The sequence below is a fragment of the Methylobacterium sp. R2-1 genome, from assembly GCF_014191355.1.
In the GTDB taxonomy this organism is placed as follows: Bacteria; Pseudomonadota; Alphaproteobacteria; order Rhizobiales; family Beijerinckiaceae; genus Methylobacterium.
The window spans coordinates 55229-70749 of record NZ_JACHWM010000022.1 but is presented as its reverse complement, the minus strand read 5'-3'; the positions used below and the strand labels follow the sequence as shown (position 1 = coordinate 70749).

26 protein-coding genes and 1 pseudogene are annotated in these 15521 nt (G+C 61.9%); 11 read left to right on the top strand and 16 right to left on the bottom strand.

What is annotated here, in order from left to right; translation table 11 throughout:
• Positions 1 to 684: 684 nt before the first annotated feature.
• Positions 685 to 963, bottom strand: a complete 279-nt coding sequence (locus FHU13_RS24945; protein WP_183438515.1) for an EAL domain-containing protein — start codon at positions 961 to 963, stop codon at positions 685 to 687.
• On the opposite strand from FHU13_RS24945, the gene FHU13_RS24940 reads away from it, so the two are divergent.
• The 3 genes from FHU13_RS24940 (at position 929) to FHU13_RS24930 (ending at position 2895) form a co-directional block, all read left to right on the top strand.
• Positions 929 to 1186, top strand: coding sequence for a hypothetical protein (locus FHU13_RS24940; RefSeq protein ID WP_183438532.1), 258 nt, complete (start codon positions 929 to 931; stop codon positions 1184 to 1186). The two genes, FHU13_RS24945 and FHU13_RS24940, sit on opposite strands and share 35 nt — an antisense overlap.
• A 251-nt stretch (positions 1187 to 1437) precedes the next feature.
• On the top strand, positions 1438 to 1725 hold the full coding sequence (locus tag FHU13_RS24935) for a hypothetical protein (RefSeq protein ID WP_183438514.1): 288 nt from the start codon (positions 1438 to 1440) through the stop codon (positions 1723 to 1725).
• A gap of 258 nt (positions 1726 to 1983) precedes the next feature.
• Positions 1984 to 2895 carry a catalase family peroxidase gene (locus FHU13_RS24930; RefSeq protein ID WP_183438513.1) on the top strand — a complete coding sequence of 304 codons (912 nt, stop codon included), beginning with the start codon at positions 1984 to 1986 and terminating at the stop codon, positions 2893 to 2895.
• A 326-nt stretch (positions 2896 to 3221) separates the two neighbouring features.
• On the opposite strand, the gene FHU13_RS24925 is transcribed toward FHU13_RS24930, so the two are convergent.
• The 3 genes and pseudogenes from FHU13_RS24925 to FHU13_RS24915 all read right to left on the bottom strand — a co-directional run.
• Positions 3222 to 3749 carry a hypothetical protein gene (locus FHU13_RS24925; protein WP_246714860.1) on the bottom strand — a complete coding sequence of 176 codons (528 nt, stop codon included), beginning with the start codon at positions 3747 to 3749 and terminating at the stop codon, positions 3222 to 3224.
• A gap of 135 nt (positions 3750 to 3884) precedes the next feature.
• On the bottom strand, positions 3885 to 4661 hold the full coding sequence (locus FHU13_RS24920) for an isocitrate lyase/phosphoenolpyruvate mutase family protein (protein ID WP_183438512.1): 777 nt from the start codon (positions 4659 to 4661) through the stop codon (positions 3885 to 3887).
• A gap of 2 nt (positions 4662 to 4663) precedes the next feature.
• A pseudogene (locus FHU13_RS24915) lies at positions 4664 to 4858 on the bottom strand (GNAT family N-acetyltransferase); the annotation flags it as partial.
• On the opposite strand from FHU13_RS24915, the gene FHU13_RS24910 reads away from it, so the two are divergent.
• Positions 4833 to 5288: a hypothetical protein gene (locus FHU13_RS24910; RefSeq protein WP_183438531.1), complete on the top strand. Its 456-nt coding sequence runs from the start codon at positions 4833 to 4835 to the stop codon at positions 5286 to 5288. The pseudogene FHU13_RS24915 and the gene FHU13_RS24910 overlap by 26 nt on opposite strands.
• 2 nt (positions 5289 to 5290) lie before the next feature.
• Positions 5291 to 5659 carry a hypothetical protein gene (locus tag FHU13_RS24905; protein WP_183438511.1) on the top strand — a complete coding sequence of 123 codons (369 nt, stop codon included), beginning with the start codon at positions 5291 to 5293 and terminating at the stop codon, positions 5657 to 5659.
• Here the strand turns inward: FHU13_RS24905 and FHU13_RS24900 are convergent.
• The 4 genes from FHU13_RS24900 to FHU13_RS24885 all read right to left on the bottom strand — a co-directional run bounded on the left by FHU13_RS24900 (position 5656) and on the right by FHU13_RS24885 (position 7568).
• On the bottom strand, positions 5656 to 6111 hold the full coding sequence (locus tag FHU13_RS24900; protein ID WP_183438510.1) for a hypothetical protein: 456 nt from the start codon (positions 6109 to 6111) through the stop codon (positions 5656 to 5658). The genes FHU13_RS24905 and FHU13_RS24900 overlap by 4 nt on opposite strands.
• Entirely contained in the window at positions 6102 to 6746 is a 645-nt protein-coding gene (locus FHU13_RS24895) for a hypothetical protein (RefSeq protein WP_183438509.1), read from the bottom strand. Before FHU13_RS24895 ends, FHU13_RS24900 begins: the two co-directional genes overlap by 10 nt.
• Positions 6736 to 7002 carry a hypothetical protein gene (locus FHU13_RS24890; protein ID WP_210287836.1) on the bottom strand — a complete coding sequence of 89 codons (267 nt, stop codon included), beginning with the start codon at positions 7000 to 7002 and terminating at the stop codon, positions 6736 to 6738. The genes FHU13_RS24895 and FHU13_RS24890 overlap by 11 nt, the downstream gene beginning before the upstream one ends.
• A gap of 401 nt (positions 7003 to 7403) precedes the next feature.
• Positions 7404 to 7568 (bottom strand): hypothetical protein, encoded by a 165-nt coding sequence (locus tag FHU13_RS24885; protein ID WP_183438507.1) that lies wholly within the window; start codon positions 7566 to 7568, stop codon positions 7404 to 7406.
• Positions 7569 to 7590: 22 nt separating this feature from the next.
• Between FHU13_RS24885 and FHU13_RS24880 the strand changes: the two genes are divergently transcribed.
• The gene (locus FHU13_RS24880; protein ID WP_183438506.1) at positions 7591 to 8073 is read left to right on the top strand and encodes a hypothetical protein; all 483 of its coding nucleotides are present in this window, start codon (positions 7591 to 7593) and stop codon (positions 8071 to 8073) included.
• Here FHU13_RS24880 and FHU13_RS24875 read toward each other — a convergent pair.
• The 3 genes from FHU13_RS24875 to FHU13_RS24865 all read right to left on the bottom strand — a co-directional run bounded on the left by FHU13_RS24875 (position 8054) and on the right by FHU13_RS24865 (position 9254).
• On the bottom strand, positions 8054 to 8311 hold the full coding sequence (locus FHU13_RS24875; protein WP_183438505.1) for a hypothetical protein: 258 nt from the start codon (positions 8309 to 8311) through the stop codon (positions 8054 to 8056). The genes FHU13_RS24880 and FHU13_RS24875 overlap by 20 nt on opposite strands.
• A 10-nt stretch (positions 8312 to 8321) precedes the next feature.
• On the bottom strand, positions 8322 to 8477 hold the full coding sequence (locus tag FHU13_RS24870; protein ID WP_183438504.1) for a hypothetical protein: 156 nt from the start codon (positions 8475 to 8477) through the stop codon (positions 8322 to 8324).
• Between the two features lie 420 nt (positions 8478 to 8897).
• A complete protein-coding gene (locus FHU13_RS24865; RefSeq protein WP_183438503.1) occupies positions 8898 to 9254 on the bottom strand; it encodes a hypothetical protein in 357 nt (118 codons plus the stop codon).
• A gap of 246 nt (positions 9255 to 9500) precedes the next feature.
• Between FHU13_RS24865 and FHU13_RS28680 the strand changes: the two genes are divergently transcribed.
• Positions 9501 to 10397, top strand: coding sequence for an HNH endonuclease (locus FHU13_RS28680; protein ID WP_409518538.1), 897 nt, complete (start codon positions 9501 to 9503; stop codon positions 10395 to 10397).
• Between the two features lie 68 nt (positions 10398 to 10465).
• Here FHU13_RS28680 and FHU13_RS24855 read toward each other — a convergent pair whose 3' ends face one another.
• Positions 10466 to 11194: a hypothetical protein gene (locus tag FHU13_RS24855; protein WP_183438501.1), complete on the bottom strand. Its 729-nt coding sequence runs from the start codon at positions 11192 to 11194 to the stop codon at positions 10466 to 10468.
• 686 nt (positions 11195 to 11880) lie between these two features.
• Between FHU13_RS24855 and FHU13_RS24850 the strand changes: the two genes are divergently transcribed.
• Together FHU13_RS24850 and FHU13_RS24845 are read left to right on the top strand one after the other, a co-directional pair.
• Positions 11881 to 12210 (top strand): HU family DNA-binding protein, encoded by a 330-nt coding sequence (locus FHU13_RS24850; protein WP_183438500.1) that lies wholly within the window; start codon positions 11881 to 11883, stop codon positions 12208 to 12210.
• Positions 12210 to 12407, top strand: coding sequence for a hypothetical protein (locus tag FHU13_RS24845; protein ID WP_183438499.1), 198 nt, complete (start codon positions 12210 to 12212; stop codon positions 12405 to 12407). Before FHU13_RS24850 ends, FHU13_RS24845 begins: the two co-directional genes overlap by 1 nt.
• A 62-nt stretch (positions 12408 to 12469) precedes the next feature.
• Here the strand turns inward: FHU13_RS24845 and FHU13_RS24840 are convergent, their stop codons facing one another.
• Complete coding sequence (locus tag FHU13_RS24840; protein WP_183438498.1) at positions 12470 to 12826, bottom strand: hypothetical protein; 357 nt, start codon at positions 12824 to 12826, stop codon at positions 12470 to 12472.
• Positions 12827 to 12949: 123 nt separating this feature from the next.
• Positions 12950 to 13453: a LexA family protein gene (locus tag FHU13_RS24835; protein WP_183438497.1), complete on the bottom strand. Its 504-nt coding sequence runs from the start codon at positions 13451 to 13453 to the stop codon at positions 12950 to 12952.
• A gap of 181 nt (positions 13454 to 13634) precedes the next feature.
• On the opposite strand from FHU13_RS24835, the gene FHU13_RS24830 reads away from it, so the two are divergent.
• Positions 13635 to 14030 (top strand): HNH endonuclease signature motif containing protein, encoded by a 396-nt coding sequence (locus FHU13_RS24830; protein ID WP_183438496.1) that lies wholly within the window; start codon positions 13635 to 13637, stop codon positions 14028 to 14030.
• Here FHU13_RS24830 and FHU13_RS24825 read toward each other — a convergent pair.
• Both FHU13_RS24825 and FHU13_RS24820 read right to left on the bottom strand, forming a co-directional pair.
• Positions 14005 to 14343: a hypothetical protein gene (locus FHU13_RS24825; RefSeq protein WP_183438495.1), complete on the bottom strand. Its 339-nt coding sequence runs from the start codon at positions 14341 to 14343 to the stop codon at positions 14005 to 14007. The genes FHU13_RS24830 and FHU13_RS24825 overlap by 26 nt on opposite strands.
• A 570-nt stretch (positions 14344 to 14913) precedes the next feature.
• The gene (locus FHU13_RS24820) at positions 14914 to 15090 is read right to left on the bottom strand and encodes a hypothetical protein (protein ID WP_183438494.1); all 177 of its coding nucleotides are present in this window, start codon (positions 15088 to 15090) and stop codon (positions 14914 to 14916) included.
• 17 nt (positions 15091 to 15107) lie between these two features.
• On the opposite strand from FHU13_RS24820, the gene FHU13_RS24815 reads away from it, so the two are divergent.
• Positions 15108 to 15491, top strand: coding sequence for a hypothetical protein (locus tag FHU13_RS24815; RefSeq protein ID WP_183438493.1), 384 nt, complete (start codon positions 15108 to 15110; stop codon positions 15489 to 15491).
• Positions 15492 to 15521: the final 30 nt, after the last annotated feature.

Genomic DNA, 15521 nt, shown 5'->3' with positions numbered 1-15521 from the left:
GGGCTCCTGACACGGACATGATTGCCTACTCGCATGGGCGCGAAGCGGCTGCCCAGGCAGACCTTAGGAGGCTTTATAGCTGCCTCCAAGTGACGAAGCTTGTCAGGCGGGATCGTGTTCAGCAGGCTCGCGGGAACACCTATGATCCGGCCTAAGCTGAAGTCCGCTCAGGAGACACTGACGGCCACCTGATGGCCGAGATGGGCGCGAAGGCGAATGTCGGCTTTCGGACGCCGCCCCAATGACGGCTCACCACCCTTTGCGGTCCGTGAAAAGGTCTGCTTGCATGCTGTCGATGAGGCATAGGGCGACGACCGCATTGGATGGAGGCTGTGTGAAAACGTGGAAGCCGTCGGTTGAGGTAGAAGGATATTTCCCAAGGCGCTCTGGACAGCACCGAAATGGATGCTTTACCGGCGTCAAAATGTTTGTCTGGCGAATTGTAATGCCCGTCGAATAGAGGATTGTCCTACGGTCTCGCAGCGTGTCGTCGTTTTCACACAGCCTAGGTGGGAAGCGGTCCCTGGCGCGCCGCCGGCAAGCAGACGCTCAATCAGCCCCGCCCAGAATGCCGGTCAAGTCAACGCAGTCGTGAGGCAGGTGGCACACCCAACGAAGGGTTATAACGAGACGATCTTAACGAACCTTATTCATGTGATCTTGGAATAGGAAACATCCATGTGCTTATGCAGCCTCGACACTGCTTCGTGCCGTCCGATCGGCAGCGCACAACTTATTATATGCATGCTCGACTAAGCTGCTGCTACTGATAAATTCGGTGGTCTTCTCAGCCGACAGAGGCCGACTGACAAGATAGCCCTGTACGTCCGTGCAGCCTTCCTGACAGACCTGCTGAAGCTGTTCAGCGGTCTCAACGCCTTCCGCCGTGACGGTTGCACCAAGTTGCGCCGCAATCTCAACCACAGCCTTGACGATCGCCGCAGACCTGCACAGCTTCGCCATTACCGAGCGGGCATTTGACGATGACGAGCCGGTGAAGGCCAGTAAATTGAGCAAAAAAAGAAGGGGCGGAAAGCCGCATCAGGTGGGCAGGCTGCGCACTGATGGCTTCGCGAGCGTCGTCAGGCGTAGCGCGACAGCTTCACCTGACGACGCTCGACGCCACAATCAGGTCGCTCGGAACTTGCTGGACACTAACCAAAGTTATCTGCTCACATTTTCGTGAGTGAAGCCAATTCCCGCCTCTCTGTTTAATCTATGTTTCCCGCAGGCCAAACAAAACCTCTGGACTTAAGTTTTGATTAGGCCACCTGCTGTAACTTGCTGCTTAGCGGCTCTCAAGGCTGCGGTGAAGGGTGCCTTTTTAGGCCACGCCTTCTTATCGTATTGCTTTTCCAGCAGTCTGTCTTCCGCGTGTTGGCAGACGAAATCTGTTCAGGCTGCAGCCCCTTACGTCAGCTTCTATGGAGTGGTTGCTTGAGCGGCTGCGCTGCGGACATCGTGAACCTGGTCCCGCTCACGCTCGCCAATAGGCGGACTCTTGAGATGGATAAGGACCGCCAATCATTAACTGAGCTGTCCCTCCATCTTAGAAGCCTCAGGCGAGATCTTGCTGTTAAGTTTAGCCGCCTTGATGCCGCAGCCGCGTCAACTGCCGTGTGTCACCTCAAGCTGCAAGGCGGCGCCTTCATCAAGGGGGTTGAGGCGCTAGAGGCCAGCATGAACAAACTCATTGGTGCGATGGCGACGCATCAGCCGCGCTGACTCCATTCACCCCACCGCCCGCATCATGCGCGTGAATGTCTGCTATTAAAAGAACCTAAGGCTGAGGTGGGAAGATATCTTCCACCTGCCCTCGTCACCCCGATGTCTCGTTTGAGAGTTCAGATCGTGCAGAAGCCTCAGCCTCGGTTCTCTCGCCCTCGCTTCCTGGTTCGCCGATTCGCCGCCAGTGCTGCCTTCGTGCTGTCGTCAACGACACTGCTCGTAGCCGAAGAGCAGGTAGCTTCCACGAAGAGCCAGATGGAGGTCGCACAAGGCATCGTTGCCGCTTTCGATGCGATCTTTGCCGGACCTCATGTCGGCATGAGGGCTGTCCATGGTCAGGGCGTCCTCTGCGAAGGCAGCTTCCGTGCAGCAGCAGGCGCCAAGTCCCTGAGCCGCGCCCCCCATTTCCAAGGCACGACTGTTCCGGTTGTGGTCAGGTTCTCGAACTTTGCCAGCATCCCTGCTCGTGTCGATGGAGACCCAAGCGGCAGTCCGCGAGGCATGGCGATCAAGTTCATCCTGCCCGACGGTGAGGACACCGACATCGTCGCGCACTCCTACAACGGCTTTCCGGTCTCTACGCCAGAGGACTTCCTGAGCTTTCTCAAGGCAGTCGGAGCCAAAGATCCCCAGGTTCTCGCGTCCTTCCTGGCGACCCACCCCGCCGCCAAAGCCTTCATCGACGCACCCAAGCCGACTCCCCTCAGCTTTGCCACGGAGGCCTTCTACGGAGTGGATGCGTTTCGGTTCATCAACGCTGCAGGGGTTGAGCAGTATGGCCGCTACCGCATTGAGCCAGTGGCGGGGCAGGCTCACCTGTCTGCGTCTGAGGCGGCACAGCGCGCACCCAACTTCCTGTCGCAGGACCTCGCCGAGCGCCTGAAGGTTGCCCCTGCCGAGTTCCGGCTCCTGGTTCAACTCCCGGCCGCCGGCGATCCAATCCTGGATGGGTCAGCCGCATGGGCGGAGGATCGTCCGGTGCTGGAGATTGGCACCCTGACGCTTCACGCTCTTGCGCCCCAGGCCTCACAGCAGCCCCTATTCTTCACGCCGCTCAACCTGGTGAGTGGCGTCGCCTCCTCGGAGGATCCCCTCCTTGTCGCGCGGACGCGAGCCTACCGCATCTCGCTTGAGCGTCGCTCAAAGTCCGCCGTCGCACGGGACTGACATCATATCGATCAGGTTGAGTGCTTCATTAGGCAGCCTGGAAGCGGACACTTCCAAGGTCCGCGTACGGTAAAATCCTGCCATCGATTGGCGCACGCGCCAGTGTCTCGGTTGGGTCGTGAGCCGTCATTGGGATGCCGTCCGAAAGACGACATTCGGCTTTGCGTCCATCCCGGCTACCAGGCGGCCTTCGGTTCACCTGAGCTGTGTCGATGGCGACTTCATCAACTCACTCGGCCGCATCATCGCCTTCCAGTCAGCATGGTGTGCTGGCTGCAGCCCCCTCTACTGATCGACCGAGTTAGAACAAGCTTCGTTATATCCGGTTAGCATTTCAAGTTCGAATACCTCGCGCTTACGCCTGCCGATGCGTCGCCGAACACGCGTACGCAGTACGCCGTCAGCTGCTCGGTGTGATCAGCCGAACCGCGGAAGGCAATATGCCCGTCGGGGCGCACCAGCACCAACGCCGGCTGGCCTTCCAGCCCGTAAGCGCCATGCGCCTTGCCGTCGAGGTCCGAAAGCACCGGCGCCTCGCCAGCGACGAATACCGGACCGGCCAGTACAAGGCGCGGGCGCACTGTCCGCCACGGGGCCACCGCCTCGATGGCAGCACGCAACGGCAGCTGCGCGTCCGCGGAGCGCCCATCGAAGCACAGCAGCGCCCAGCCAGTCGTATGTCCGTCCGGGTTGTACAGGTAGGGAAACAGACTGGTCACCCGGCCAGCGTCCACGACCTCGGCTTCCGGAGCTCGCTCGCCAGGCTTCGGTCCACGCTGCAATAGGTGGGCAAGCCCAGTGAGGTGATCCGCATTCAGCGCGCTTTTCGGGTAGCTGACAGACAGCTGCTGCAAGTCGTCCGTGCCTTGGAGGAGTGAGCCGATGCTTGGCAGCGCTTTGGCCGCCAGCCCAAGCGCCGTGTCGGTAATCGGCCCGCGATAGACCGTGCGTTTGAAGCCCTTGGCCTGCTGCGCACTCAGTCGGGCGTGTCAGCACCCATCGCCCACGTCGTAGCGCCGCAAGATCTGCGCGGCAGCATCGAAGGCTTCCCAGGTCTTTCGGGCGAGGCTTCCACCCACGCTGCAACGACGGACCCCGCGTTCGGCAAACGCTCGGATGTCCGCGTCGTACTGGTGCACAACGACATTGACCGGCTTCGGGGCGACCGCCGCGACGAGTTCCGCGACGGCACCGTGATCGAGGATGAAGGGCACGAAGAGGCAGTCGGCGCCGGCATCCGCATAGGCAACGGCGCGCGTGATGCTGGCACTGACAGACATGTCGGGGACACGAAAGTTCTCGTTGCGACCGACGAGCATCACCGTGGGATCGATGGCGTCCATGGCACTGCGCGCGGCAGCGATCCGTTCGACGGCATGATCCGTCTCGTACATCGCGGTTCCGGACCAATCCTCGATCGACAGGGCGGCCACGCCTGTGTCGACCGCCAGGGCGACGTTCCGCGCGACATCCTTCGGACAGTCGGCAAAGCCGTTCTCGAAATCCGCGTTGACCGGCAGATGGGTGCTGGCAACGAGCATCCTCAGGTGGTCGAGGATGGCCTCCAGGCCGAGTTCCCCATCCTCCTTGCCGGCGGACCAGGCCGCACCCGCACTTGTCGAGGCAATTGCCTTGAAGCCAAGCTTGGCGAGCCGGACCGCGCTGCCGCGGTCCCAGGCATTGAGCAGGAGGAAGAAGCCGCTCGCATGGAGGTTGCGAAAGACCCTCCGCTTCTCCGCCGTAGCGGCCGTCGATCGGTCCGTCATCATCAGGTCCTGAAATCTTCCAGCCGACGCCGCTGCTGCCCGGCCTCGTCGAAGTTCGAGGGCGCGAGCCAGGCGGTCAACGCGGCCGAGATCCGGGGCCATTCAGGGCTGATAATCGAGAACCAGGCCGTATCCCGGCTCTCGCCCTTCACCACCATGTGGTGGCGGAAGATGCCCTCGAAGGTGAAACCGAACCGGCACGGCCGGACTGGCATCATCACGACCGGCTACCGCGCCGAGTTCACGCAGTTCACGAACGAGGTGGAGCCGCGGCAGATCGAGCCGGAGGAGGTTCGCCAGCGCGCCGCCAAGAAGCCGTCCTTCACCGCCGAGGGCACGGTGCTCTACGGCATCCTGAAGAGCCTCACGCTCACGCGCTCACGGATCGCCACCCAGGAGCAGCGCGCTGCTGATCGCCGGCTACCCAAGGGCGCCCGCCTCATCCCGCTGGACGAAGCGCGGAAGGCGTTTGGCAACAACGTCATGCCCGGCGAAGAGGAGGACAAGGTCAAGACGCGCTTTCGCAACGCCTTCATCAGCCTCTCGAAGGGTGGCGTCGCCTTCTACCACGGCGTGGAGGAGACCGGCTTCCACGTCTGGCTTCCCGAGCTTGCAGCGGACGATTGATCATGCCCCAGCACATCGACACCCGCTACGAGACAGCCATCGCCCGCCGGAACCGGTGGGCGGCCGCCGCTGCGAAGCGAGGCGTCGACACTTCCCGCAAGATCGCGGGCGTGCCGGATGATCGGGCTGAATCGCTCCACCTCATCGACGGCGTGAAGGCCCGGATCGGCGAGGAGCTATTCGCCATCCTCTTCCACCGGGTCATCAACGGCCACTCGTTCTCGTGGATGGCCGGCCAAGGCATGGGTGAGTCAGAGCGGCTCGGCGTACTGTTCCTCGCCGCGATCGACGCGACCGCCCGGCATTTCGGGCTGCGTGAGCGGTCGCGGGCAGTCGAGACTATGGAGCAGGCTCTGCAAATCGCCAGCTAGTCCGCCGGTCTACTCGGGTTGCTTGCCGACTGGTTGTCTTTGAACCGGATTGCTCGTGTCGCGAATTGTGTCGAGCAGTTCGGGCATTTCGCTTGATGAGCGTTCTGCTCCTGAACGATGGTTATGAACTTACCGGTCTCGGTGCATCTCGGACAAAAGGGCAGATACGAAGGTTGCCCGTCGTCGTAGATCTCATAATACATTCCGTTTCTGCGAACGGTACGGTCAGTCTTAAATGCAAGTTTCGTGCGAAGTTCCTCGGCCTCTGATTTCGCGTTTTGAAGCTCTTCCTTGGCGTCGATCAGGGCGAGTTTCGCGTCGCTCAGGGTTTCAACGAGAGCGACAATCTTCGATTTGAGATCGGCGTTTTCGAAGTCTTTCGATACCTCCCGGATTTCCCGGGCCATCTTCAGCGCCTGAGAGGCCGCTGCAATGCCAGCCATCACATCCATGTTGACTCCCAAGCCTTCGGCGTTTCCCACTCCCTCGGCGCTCCGGCGCCGGGGCCATCGTATGCCCGCCAGGTGCTCCGTTCCGTCCGGCTGAATCGCCGACACTTGCGCTCGTAGTCCGCACCCTTAGCCACACCGCACGCAGCAAGAGCCCGCCAGCGGCTGTGAGCCTCGCCAGCGGCCGCTGGCCGGATAAGCACCCCGCAGGCGATCGCAGCCAGCAGGAGCGCCAGCACGGACCAGTTGGCGATGCGCGCGGCCATGCTCGGCCGCTGTGGCAGTCGGTGCGGGGCGTGCTTGGCGAGATAGGCGCGGTATTCCTCGGTCTCGCGCTTCATGCGCTTGCGCAGGTTCTCGGCCTCGATCTTTTCCAGTCGCCGCAGACCCGCTGCTTCGGCAGCCGTCAGGCACTCTCGCGGCTTCAGGGCGTACATGCCCCGCACAGCCGCATCTGCCGGCCCACGGCCCGCCATCTTCACCCAGGCGGGTACCAGTTCACTGAGAACGCTCTCGCGCACCGCGTAGCCATCTCGGCCGGACAGGATGCCCTGTGCGACCTCATCCATCGCGCCCGTCATCAGGCGCCGCGCCATCATCTCGGCGTGAGGATCGATGCGGACCGGCTTAGCGCCCACCGCTATCCTCCCAGGCATCAAATTCCCGGGCCGCCTGCTGGTCGCCGATCTGCTGGCGTCGGACGACGCGCAGAACGAGCTCACGTGCGCCCGGCAGCGTCATCAGGGAGAGCAGCACGTCCATGTAGAGGGGCACGGTTTCCGCACCCTTCGCCCAGCCAGTGACGCGCTCCGATCGCGTGCCGAGGATCCAGGCGAACGCCGCCCGGCCGATGCCCACCTGCTCGAGCGCCGCGGAAAACTGCTCGCCGGTCATGCGGCGCCATTCTTGGATGTTCCGGACCATGGGCGAGCGGCTTTTCTCCGTGGGGCGCACGTCTTGCGCCTCGGAGCATATCGACGGGCCCGACATCGAGCCACGAGAACAAACAGGGGTGCTCAAAGCGACTCCTTCGGAAATGCCTCACGATCGAGGCGCAATGGCATGGTGCGGCTGTGCCGGACGGATCGCACCCATCCGGCAGGGGCGCATCACTCGCGTGCGATCCTTTCTCTCTCCAGTTTCTCCCGCGTCTCATCGATCCGCCGCTTTAGCTCGACGGACTCGCGCTCACGCCTCAGCCGCGTGCGTTCGGCGCTCTCGGCCGCCCCGTCCCACCGTGCGGCGATCTTGTTCTTGATCCAGCGTATCGGGTTCATGCGGGCGGACCCTCTCTGCTAGGCGAGTTCCAGCGCCGCATGATGCGGCACGTCGAAGATCTCGGCGAGTAGGGAACCCACAGCCGGGCCGATCAGCCCGCGCCGTTCGAGCTTGTCGATTGCTTCCTGGATCGCGCCGGCGCGCGCAGCGGTGCCGCTGATGCCGTCGAAGGACTCGGACACGAAGCCAAGTCGAGACGGCCCAATGCTCGAACACCTCCGATTCGTGGGGCTCGATGCCCTGTTCCTCGCACAGCTGCTGCCAGCCATTGGCATCGCCGGGCTCGGCGGTGGGGGAGGTATCGTCGGTGTTCTTGCTCCAGAAGTCCCCACCTTCGATGTACCAACCCGCTTCCCGCGCGGCTTCCTCATAGTCGAGCACGGGCGCGGCGAGTTCGAACGCTTGTTGCGTCAGGTCGAAGAGCGCCGTGTCGCCGTGATCGCGGTGCGGGACGGTGTGAGCGCCGCCCGCGAGCGTCGAGACCATCCTGGTCATGCAGCACAGCACCTCGCGGGAAACGAGATCAGAGGCGGCTTGCTGGAGGGTGCGGCCGTCATGGGTGCGGAAGGAATCGGTCATCGGATTGGCTTTCGGGCTGAGCCTCACAGTCGAGGCGTGGAGCGTCTAGGAAGGCCGCACACGGGCGCGGCCGCATTCGGTGGGGAGATCAGCACTGGTTCACGGTAAGGGCCGCGATTTCATGCGTGAGGATGAAGTGTCCGTTTTCCAGAACGAGTACGGCTCCGATATCCTCGGCACAGTCAGCAACCGGGGCACCTTCGAAGGTCGCACCGGATTTCAATGTGATGCCGAGTGTGTAGCCTCCACCCTCTGCACAGGCTGCTTCGGCACTGGCGAAGGCGAATTTGAGCAATTGCGCTGTCGCGGTTGAGTGAATGTCGTGCCAGGGCGTGCGCTTGGTCATGGGGCGTCCCTCAGTGACCGGACCGCAGGAAAGACTCCTTGGCCGCGATGCGCTGGCGCCGGGCCTTCCGGAACACACGCTTGCGGGCATCTGCCCAAGCACGCCGCAGCTCGGGAATGGTCATCGTGCCGTCGAGGAAGCCGGCGGGAATGGTGGTCGTGGTCATTGGCGGAGATCCTTGGTTCGCGCCTCACGATCGAGGCATTCGGGCGGGCTGTACGGCGCCCCGCCCCTGCGCTACTTTCGGGAGTGAGGGCGACAGAGCCACCTGCCGCCCTCTGGCATCAGCCCTTACGAGCTAAGCCAACTCCAGAGACTGAACCCGACGGCGAGGCGGATCCGAAAGGACCACTCGCCGTTTGGCTTTCTGGAGACTGCCAGAGAGAGAACCATCTCTCGCACTCCCGGCCGCAGCCGGCCGCGTGCGGCCATTCGCGGGGTGGCTGGTCAGGCGCACCGTGCGAGGCCAGGACAACCCGGCCCCGAGGCGCTGCGCCCGCGCCCTGTCAGGGGTCGAGGAACACGCCAGCAGCGGATGCAGCGACACACAGGCCTGCCGCAGCGAAGATGAAGAGGCAGGCGAGCATCACGCTTCACCGGCCGGCGCAGCAGGAATGCCGCGAGCTGCGCACCAAGCCGCGTAGGCAGCGTGTTGGGCCTCGAAGGCGGTACGGAGAGCAGAACCGGGTTCGCCGCGCCCTGCGGCCGTGTAGCGGGCGTCAGCAGCTCGCCGCATCGAACCGAACCGCACGACAAACGCAGCCTGCCAAGTCTCGTCAGCGTGCAGGAACGCTTCGCCAGTGCGGGCGAGAGACAGAGCCAAGCCCGCCTCGATGTTCGCAATTGCCTGGTCAGGAGTGAGCCCGCTGTCGCGGATCTCAGTAGCGCGGTCCTGCAGCAGCTCGGTCAGCTGAAGCGCAGAGCGCGTCTCTAGGCTGGTCATGGAAGGGATCTCAGTTCGAAGCCTCACAATCGAGGCGCATCCCGAACATGAGGCCGCACATTCGGCCTGTCAACAGCCATTCGCAGTATTCGCGAAAGAAATGCGCACAGAAGCAGGCGCACAGACGGGCAAAGCAAAGCATCCGATCTGCGCGCACGCCCACTAGCAAGCACGCGAGGCGAAGGGATGGCGGGTGTAGATTAAGAAATTAGCGAAAAAGGACACGACCGGCGAGGCTGGTCCAAAATGGAGCGCGTAGAGTTGAAATTTTCTGCGGATTCATCCAAAGCGGCCGCAGTGATTACTTGGAGCCCAATTGTGCGGCAGATCACCAGCCTGAACGAGATGTTCGACGCCGTTGCGCTCTGCGGGAGATGCGGCTGCGCCCTTCCAATTCGCAGCGGGCGAGGTAGGCCGAGAAAGTACTGCGTTGCCTGCGCAGCCAGCGGCGGGCCCGCACAGGACGGCCCGTTGTTGCAAGGTGCGTGCGTAAGGTGTGATGCCGAGATACCGCGGGGCAATTGGCGCTTCTGCCCATCATGCAGAGACGCCGGCTATAGGGGGACGGGAAGAGCCTGGGCCGCTCGCAAGAGGGAAGAAGCAGGACTACCTCCGTCGGAGCGAGCCCTCGGCCATCGAAATAAGGTTACGTGGTGCATCGAGTGCCTCGTCGACCTGGGTCGGCCAGGCAGATGGTGCTCACGCGCCTGCCAGGACGCGTTGAATGTGCGCGCTCGGACCCGGCAACGAGAGCGAGATCGTGCCGAATGGCCGGCAGGCCAGTGCTTCGAGTGCTCCGGCGCCTTCACTCCTCTGGATCGAGAGCAGCGCTTCTGCTCGTCCGCCTGCAGTAAGCGCCATCACGACCGGGTCGCCTGTGCTCGCCGGCGCGCTCGCCAGATCGGGAGTGAAGCCGTGGACCCGATCGCTGTTTTCGAGAGGGATGGTTGGCGTTGCCAGCTATGCAGGAGAAAGACGCGACGCGACCACCGAGGACTGAAGACGCCGCTCTCGCCGGAGTTGGATCACATCATCCCACTCGCTCGTGGCGGAGATCACACTTACCGAAACACGCAGTGCCTTTGCTATCCATGCAACTCAGCCAAGGGCGCAAGAGCCGTGGGTCAGCTTCGGATGTTCTAATTTGCGACGGCTGCCGCTCGCTGCTTGTGCGCAGATAGCAGTAAAGAAGGCTGATTCTCGGTCGAATTTCATCCGCCCGCTTTGACGAATTTGAGTACTGTTTCACCGTATTTATCAAGCGTATCCCTAAACATTGAAATTATTGCCTTTGCATCCCATCCGTTTCGCCAAAGCTTTGGATCGTCGATAATTTTCTGTCTCCAGTCTTTGAATAAATCAACAAAACTTTGTTGGCTCTCGTGAGATGACATATCGATAATTAGAATGAGCGCATCCTTTTCACCTCGGCTTTTCGACGGCGACCACGCGATCAAGAATGGCCCGCGTCGTGTTGCCAGCCTCTCGCGTTTGACATCAGCGTCAGTGATAGCATCAAGGCCTGTTTTAAGGTGGTAGTTCTCGACCAAATAATCGCACTTCCAGGAGTCTGCTTCAGGTTTGTTTTTATTCGTAATTGGCCAATATGTAATCATCTGACTTGAAAGAGGGGTGCTGGGCGCAAGTTCTGGCTGGGGGATTAGTGTCGATTTCATAGCCTCGCACACAAACTTTGCACGAGCAACTTCATTAGGTAGGGGCTTGCCGGTGAACGCAACCATACCGTAAGCAGCGACCGCCTGAGGCGGCATCTCTACAGGCTCAATTAACGCCCGCACTGGTATAAGTCGGCTTAATCCTGCCCCAGTCGCAACACTCCCGCTGGTTGGTGCATAGTTGATGATCCCACCGCGCCCGCCAACTCCGCCGCCATCAATGCTCCTGCCGCGCCCACCAGCCTCACCGCGCCCTCCGGACATACCGGCTCCGCCGCCTCCGCCAAAACCTCCACGGGTAGCGGCACCGCCACCTCCGCCACTGCCGCCAGTCCCTACGGCGGCGCCCCCGTTGCCGCTTCTAGAAGCGCCGCCTCCGCCTATGAAGGTACCATCCCCCCAGCCACCGCCCCCTCCACCTCTACCCCCGCCTCTGCCTCCGCCTCTGCCGGAGGGGTAATCGGAATAGCAGTCGGCAGTACCGTCTGGTCGCGCATTACAAACCACACGGGGGCCGTCTTGTGCGGCAGCGCTTGAGACATAAAGCGTTGCGACCAAGACCAAAAAAACGCCTATAGCTTTCTTGGCCATGTCATTGCTCCAATTCCGTTCACTAAAATCAAAACTAAGACCACCAACAAACTCTGCCCGCCGGCCGTTTGTGGTTCAACGATGTGGAGCGCAGCCAACGCGGCTACAGCGCCGATACCGTTCAGAATCCCAAACTTTGCCAACATCGCAGCGCTTCTCCAGCGCCTGAAATCTGACTCTATTTTCCGAAGATTGGAAGGGTGCGGACGTGGTCCACCATCACCGGGCTCCCGTAGGCCGTTTTACTTCTGCACGCGATCGCGGCGCGGAAGGGCCTGGATAAAGCCCCTGCTGGCGAAACACCGGATTTGCCCCAAGGAATTCCACTCTCGGCGTCGCGCGCGTGCTTTACTTGGTGAGTGCTGCGCGCCACGTTCCGCCCGTGCCTCGGTTGTGAGGCCTGGAAAGGTGCAACGATGACCAAGAATGAGATCGCCGCGCACATTGCCGAGCAGGCGGGTGTGACGAAGGGCAAGGCCGGCGCGATGCTGGCGGCGCTGACGGATCTGATCCACGTCGAATTGCGCAGCGGGCGGGATATCACGATCCCGGAAGTCGGCGCGTTCAAGGTGAAGGCGCAGGCAGCGCGCTCGGGCATCAGTCCGGCGACGAAGCAGCCCTTCCATTCTCCGGCCCGGAAGGTCGCGAAGTTCAAGGCGTCCAAGGCGCTCGCCGACGCGGTGGCGTGATGTCTCGCCGCGATCTCCACATCCACGCCTGCGAGCACGGCGGCTTCGCGGTGTTCGGCCTCGATCCGCGACCGCTTGCGGCGTTCAACACCCTCGGCGAGGCGCTCGGCTTTATTCAGAAGGAAATGGCGCCGGAAAAGTCGAAGGGGCCAGAGCGCTCTCCGGGTTGGGATTTGCCCGGCCCTGAACCGCGCTGACTAGACCCATCACGGCCGCGACGGTTCACCGCTGCGGCCGTTTCTCATTTACGCGCGGAGAATTATCGAAACAGCCGAAAGAGAGCCCCCACGCTGTTCCACACAGTTGCGCGGACTGCGGTTTCTGCGGCTACCTTCCCAAGGCTATTCGGGCCATTGAAAGAGTTTGGCATACCCAGCTTGGCCTTCAGCGCTTCTCGATCGACCTGTGCTAGAGCCATATATTCAGCGTTCCTGGCGACGACTCTGCCAAATATGGCATCCTGCTCTGCCTGCGGCAGATGCGCGGCGTCAGCCTGCATGCCTTTAACGAAGGCTTCGTATTTAGCTAAGAAGGCTTTTTGGTTGCCCACGCCCTGTGCGAGCGTTTGACGCCAGAAGTCGTCCTGTCGATCGTCGAAAATGGTAATAACGAGCATCGCCGCTCTAGCTCCGCTGAAGATATCAGGCGCGGCGATCTGATTCGCCGACGTTGATCACTCGCCCAAGGAAGATGTTTGCACGAGGGCGCGGCGGTGTCGTTACTGCGCCCGGGCCTGGCATCAGCTATCCCCCGTCTCATCCGCTTCCGCATCCATGATCCAGGCCCGCAGCGCCTGCGAGATAATTGCCTCAGCCGGAATGCCGGCGTTCTCGGAAATGGTCTGCAGCCGCCGGTTCACGTCGCGCTCCAATTCCACGACGTAGGTCCGCTTGCGCCGGGTGGCGGCCAGCTTCGCCTGATCCTTTGGCGGATGCGGAGAGACGACAGGCTCGCGCACCGGCATGGGGACCGGCTGCAGCACGTGGCGAACCACCTCCTTCTCGACGATCGCCACCGGCGGGCCGGCTTCTGGCAATTCGACTAGCCGCAGGCCGTGTCCTTTCCGGACCAGAAAGCCTTTCTCGATCAGCCCATTCACCAGCCGGTGCGGTCCGGAGCGGCTTCGCATGCCCATGGCTTCCGCGATCTCGCTCAGCGAGGGGCACGGCTGCTGGTTCACGATGCTTTCCTGGATCAGCGCTAGGGCGATGCTCTCTTTCCGGGTCAGCGAACGCATGCTCATCGCGATAGAAAACTCCTATGACAGAATGTCGCACAATAGGTTTTATCTATCGAACTGAGAATCGGTTGCATGACGATTTTCAACCAACGCATTGAGATGACTCGTAAAATTCCGGTTGCCCATTTCCCGGAACGCCGGTATCCCATTCCCCACATCCCGAACTGTGAGCGGAGAACAGCCGGTGCCGACGATCCTCGGCCGACGAGCCACGCCAGCGGCTCGGGTCGTGCGAGCGCCGGAGCCTGAAAGACCGAAGACGGCGGGAAGGGGCTACGACAACCTCTGGCGGAAGACATCGGAGCGGCATCGGCGACGCCACCCGTTCTGTGTCTTCTGCGCCCAGGAAGGCCGACAGCGGCTCGCCGATGCGGTCGACCACAAGATACCGATTGAGGACGGCGGGGACCGGCTGAAAGTGGCCAACCTGCAGAGCCTCTGCTGGGGCTGCCACAACGGCCTGAAGGCGGCGATGCAGGTCTACGCACGCGAGCACGGGCAGATCTATCTGCTGCCGCTCTGGTGCGACGATCCATCGGAAAGGCCGGCACGGTTCAGTGCAGGTTCGCTGCGTCGCTGAGCAGAGCCCGCAGCGTCGCCATCATGTCGTGCATGCGATCTTCGGAGGGCCGGCGGCGGATTGGTTCGGGAATTCCGGTGTTCGCATCGCCCATCATCGGAACGACGAGCGGCTCATTGATCACAAGTCGTTCCCCTTCGGGATTGCGCAGGCTTTCGGACTGAACGGCGCGGAACGTCGAGCCTGGAAACGCTGCCTCAAGGCCATCGAGCAGGTTCTCTCGGCGCTCTTCATCCTCCACCACGGCCGCAGGCAGCAGCACGATGAACTCAGTGGTCTCGGGCGTGCAGAGGTCGGGGTGAGCGGCGGGCACAGCGATCCTCCCGTGAGCGATGTTCTTTTTTTGTTCTCATTCTGACGCGAGTCAATTTCGACCGGGGAGGCGGTCCACAGATCCCTGGTTCTGCCGGGGATTCGTCCGATGAGTTCGACCGCGACGGGCAGAGAAGGCGACGGGGAAGCCGAATTGCGGACTGGCGGAAGCCAGATGGCTGCCCCTATATGAACTTGATCGAAAACGGCGACCGGGTGCGAGCCGGTCGCCGCCGAAGTGCGGTTCAACCGCTACTTCTTGATCGTCTCGACGACGTGGGTCTTCGGCTTACCCTGGGCGGTCTTCACCGTAGTGAAACGTCCGTTACCAGCGTTACGGCCGATCTTGGTACCCTTTGCCATGTGTCCCTCACCTCCTTTCGGCTGCAGTTCAGCTTCGGGGAGGTGGGGGCTCTGGCGGCCTCATAAAAGGGCTAGATCATCAGTCGTATCAACGAATCTACAGATTAGATTGTGGCTCTTGCGTAGATCGCATGGCTGACGCCGAATCAACATTGTCGGCCGGCGTTGGGCGCAGAACAGTCTCTGAGTCCCGCTCGTATAGAGCGGTTCAGTTTCCGCGGTAGCGAGCCGCTTCGCACCAGCGCTTGATCGCTGCGCCTTCGGTTCGGTCCTGGGTCTGGATGCTCTGGCCTTCGTAATCGCCGCTCGCGATCCAGACGCTCTTCGACCTCTGTGCCGTCGAGATCATGTAGGGCTTCTGCCAGACGATAACTCGGTGCTGCATAAGGCTCTGCCGATTCGATGGGCGCTAAAACAAGTCTAGCACAGGTAGGCCAGGGAGATCCCAACGTCGTCGCGCACCCGGGCTTCCGCACGCTGCCCGCCTGCGATTTCGCGCTCAAGACTGACAAGGCGCGCAAGACCTACGACGAACTTGCTCGACTGCTTTGGCACGCCGGTCGGTTGTCAAAGGCCAAGCACATGGCGCTGAGCCGCTACGCCAGCCTCGTCGATCAGATCACGGGCATCAGCGAGGAAGGGCGAACCCCTCGAGCCTCGTGGTTCAACGAAATGAGGCGTGCCGAGAAAGAGCTTGCGATCGATGACCTCGACAAGCCGATCTCCGCGCCGAAGGAAGCGCCCGTCAACCGGTACGCGCGCTTCGGTTTCTCGGGCGGTCGCTGATCAGCGGTTCGCGCTGGTCGACTTCAAAGG

What these genes read in the sequence shown, in the direction of transcription:
- FHU13_RS24920 (WP_183438512.1), bottom strand. Translation starts at nt 4,661, where the DNA reads ATGACGGACCGATCGACGGCCGCTACGGCGGAGAAGCGGAGGGTCTTT.
- FHU13_RS24835 (WP_183438497.1), bottom strand. Translation starts at nt 13,453, where the DNA reads ATGAGCATGCGTTCGCTGACCCGGAAAGAGAGCATCGCCCTAGCGCTG.
- FHU13_RS24930 (WP_183438513.1), top strand. Translation starts at nt 1,984, where the DNA reads ATGGAGGTCGCACAAGGCATCGTTGCCGCTTTCGATGCGATCTTTGCC.
- FHU13_RS24910 (WP_183438531.1), top strand. Translation starts at nt 4,833, where the DNA reads ATGCCCTCGAAGGTGAAACCGAACCGGCACGGCCGGACTGGCATCATC.
- FHU13_RS24875 (WP_183438505.1), bottom strand. Translation starts at nt 8,311, where the DNA reads ATGACCAAGCGCACGCCCTGGCACGACATTCACTCAACCGCGACAGCG.
- FHU13_RS24820 (WP_183438494.1), bottom strand. Translation starts at nt 15,090, where the DNA reads ATGCAGCACCGAGTTATCGTCTGGCAGAAGCCCTACATGATCTCGACG.
- FHU13_RS24855 (WP_183438501.1), bottom strand. Translation starts at nt 11,194, where the DNA reads ATGTCCGGAGGGCGCGGTGAGGCTGGTGGGCGCGGCAGGAGCATTGAT.
- FHU13_RS24840 (WP_183438498.1), bottom strand. Translation starts at nt 12,826, where the DNA reads ATGCTCGTTATTACCATTTTCGACGATCGACAGGACGACTTCTGGCGT.
- FHU13_RS24945 (WP_183438515.1), bottom strand. Translation starts at nt 963, where the DNA reads ATGGCGAAGCTGTGCAGGTCTGCGGCGATCGTCAAGGCTGTGGTTGAG.
- FHU13_RS24890 (WP_210287836.1), bottom strand. Translation starts at nt 7,002, where the DNA reads ATGACCGGCGAGCAGTTTTCCGCGGCGCTCGAGCAGGTGGGCATCGGC.
- FHU13_RS24880 (WP_183438506.1), top strand. Translation starts at nt 7,591, where the DNA reads ATGCTCGAACACCTCCGATTCGTGGGGCTCGATGCCCTGTTCCTCGCA.
- FHU13_RS24905 (WP_183438511.1), top strand. Translation starts at nt 5,291, where the DNA reads ATGCCCCAGCACATCGACACCCGCTACGAGACAGCCATCGCCCGCCGG.
- FHU13_RS24815 (WP_183438493.1), top strand. Translation starts at nt 15,108, where the DNA reads ATGGGCGCTAAAACAAGTCTAGCACAGGTAGGCCAGGGAGATCCCAAC.
- FHU13_RS24900 (WP_183438510.1), bottom strand. Translation starts at nt 6,111, where the DNA reads ATGGATGTGATGGCTGGCATTGCAGCGGCCTCTCAGGCGCTGAAGATG.
- FHU13_RS24865 (WP_183438503.1), bottom strand. Translation starts at nt 9,254, where the DNA reads ATGACCAGCCTAGAGACGCGCTCTGCGCTTCAGCTGACCGAGCTGCTG.
- FHU13_RS24870 (WP_183438504.1), bottom strand. Translation starts at nt 8,477, where the DNA reads ATGACCACGACCACCATTCCCGCCGGCTTCCTCGACGGCACGATGACC.
- FHU13_RS28680 (WP_409518538.1), top strand. Translation starts at nt 9,501, where the DNA reads ATGGAGCGCGTAGAGTTGAAATTTTCTGCGGATTCATCCAAAGCGGCC.
- FHU13_RS24845 (WP_183438499.1), top strand. Translation starts at nt 12,210, where the DNA reads ATGTCTCGCCGCGATCTCCACATCCACGCCTGCGAGCACGGCGGCTTC.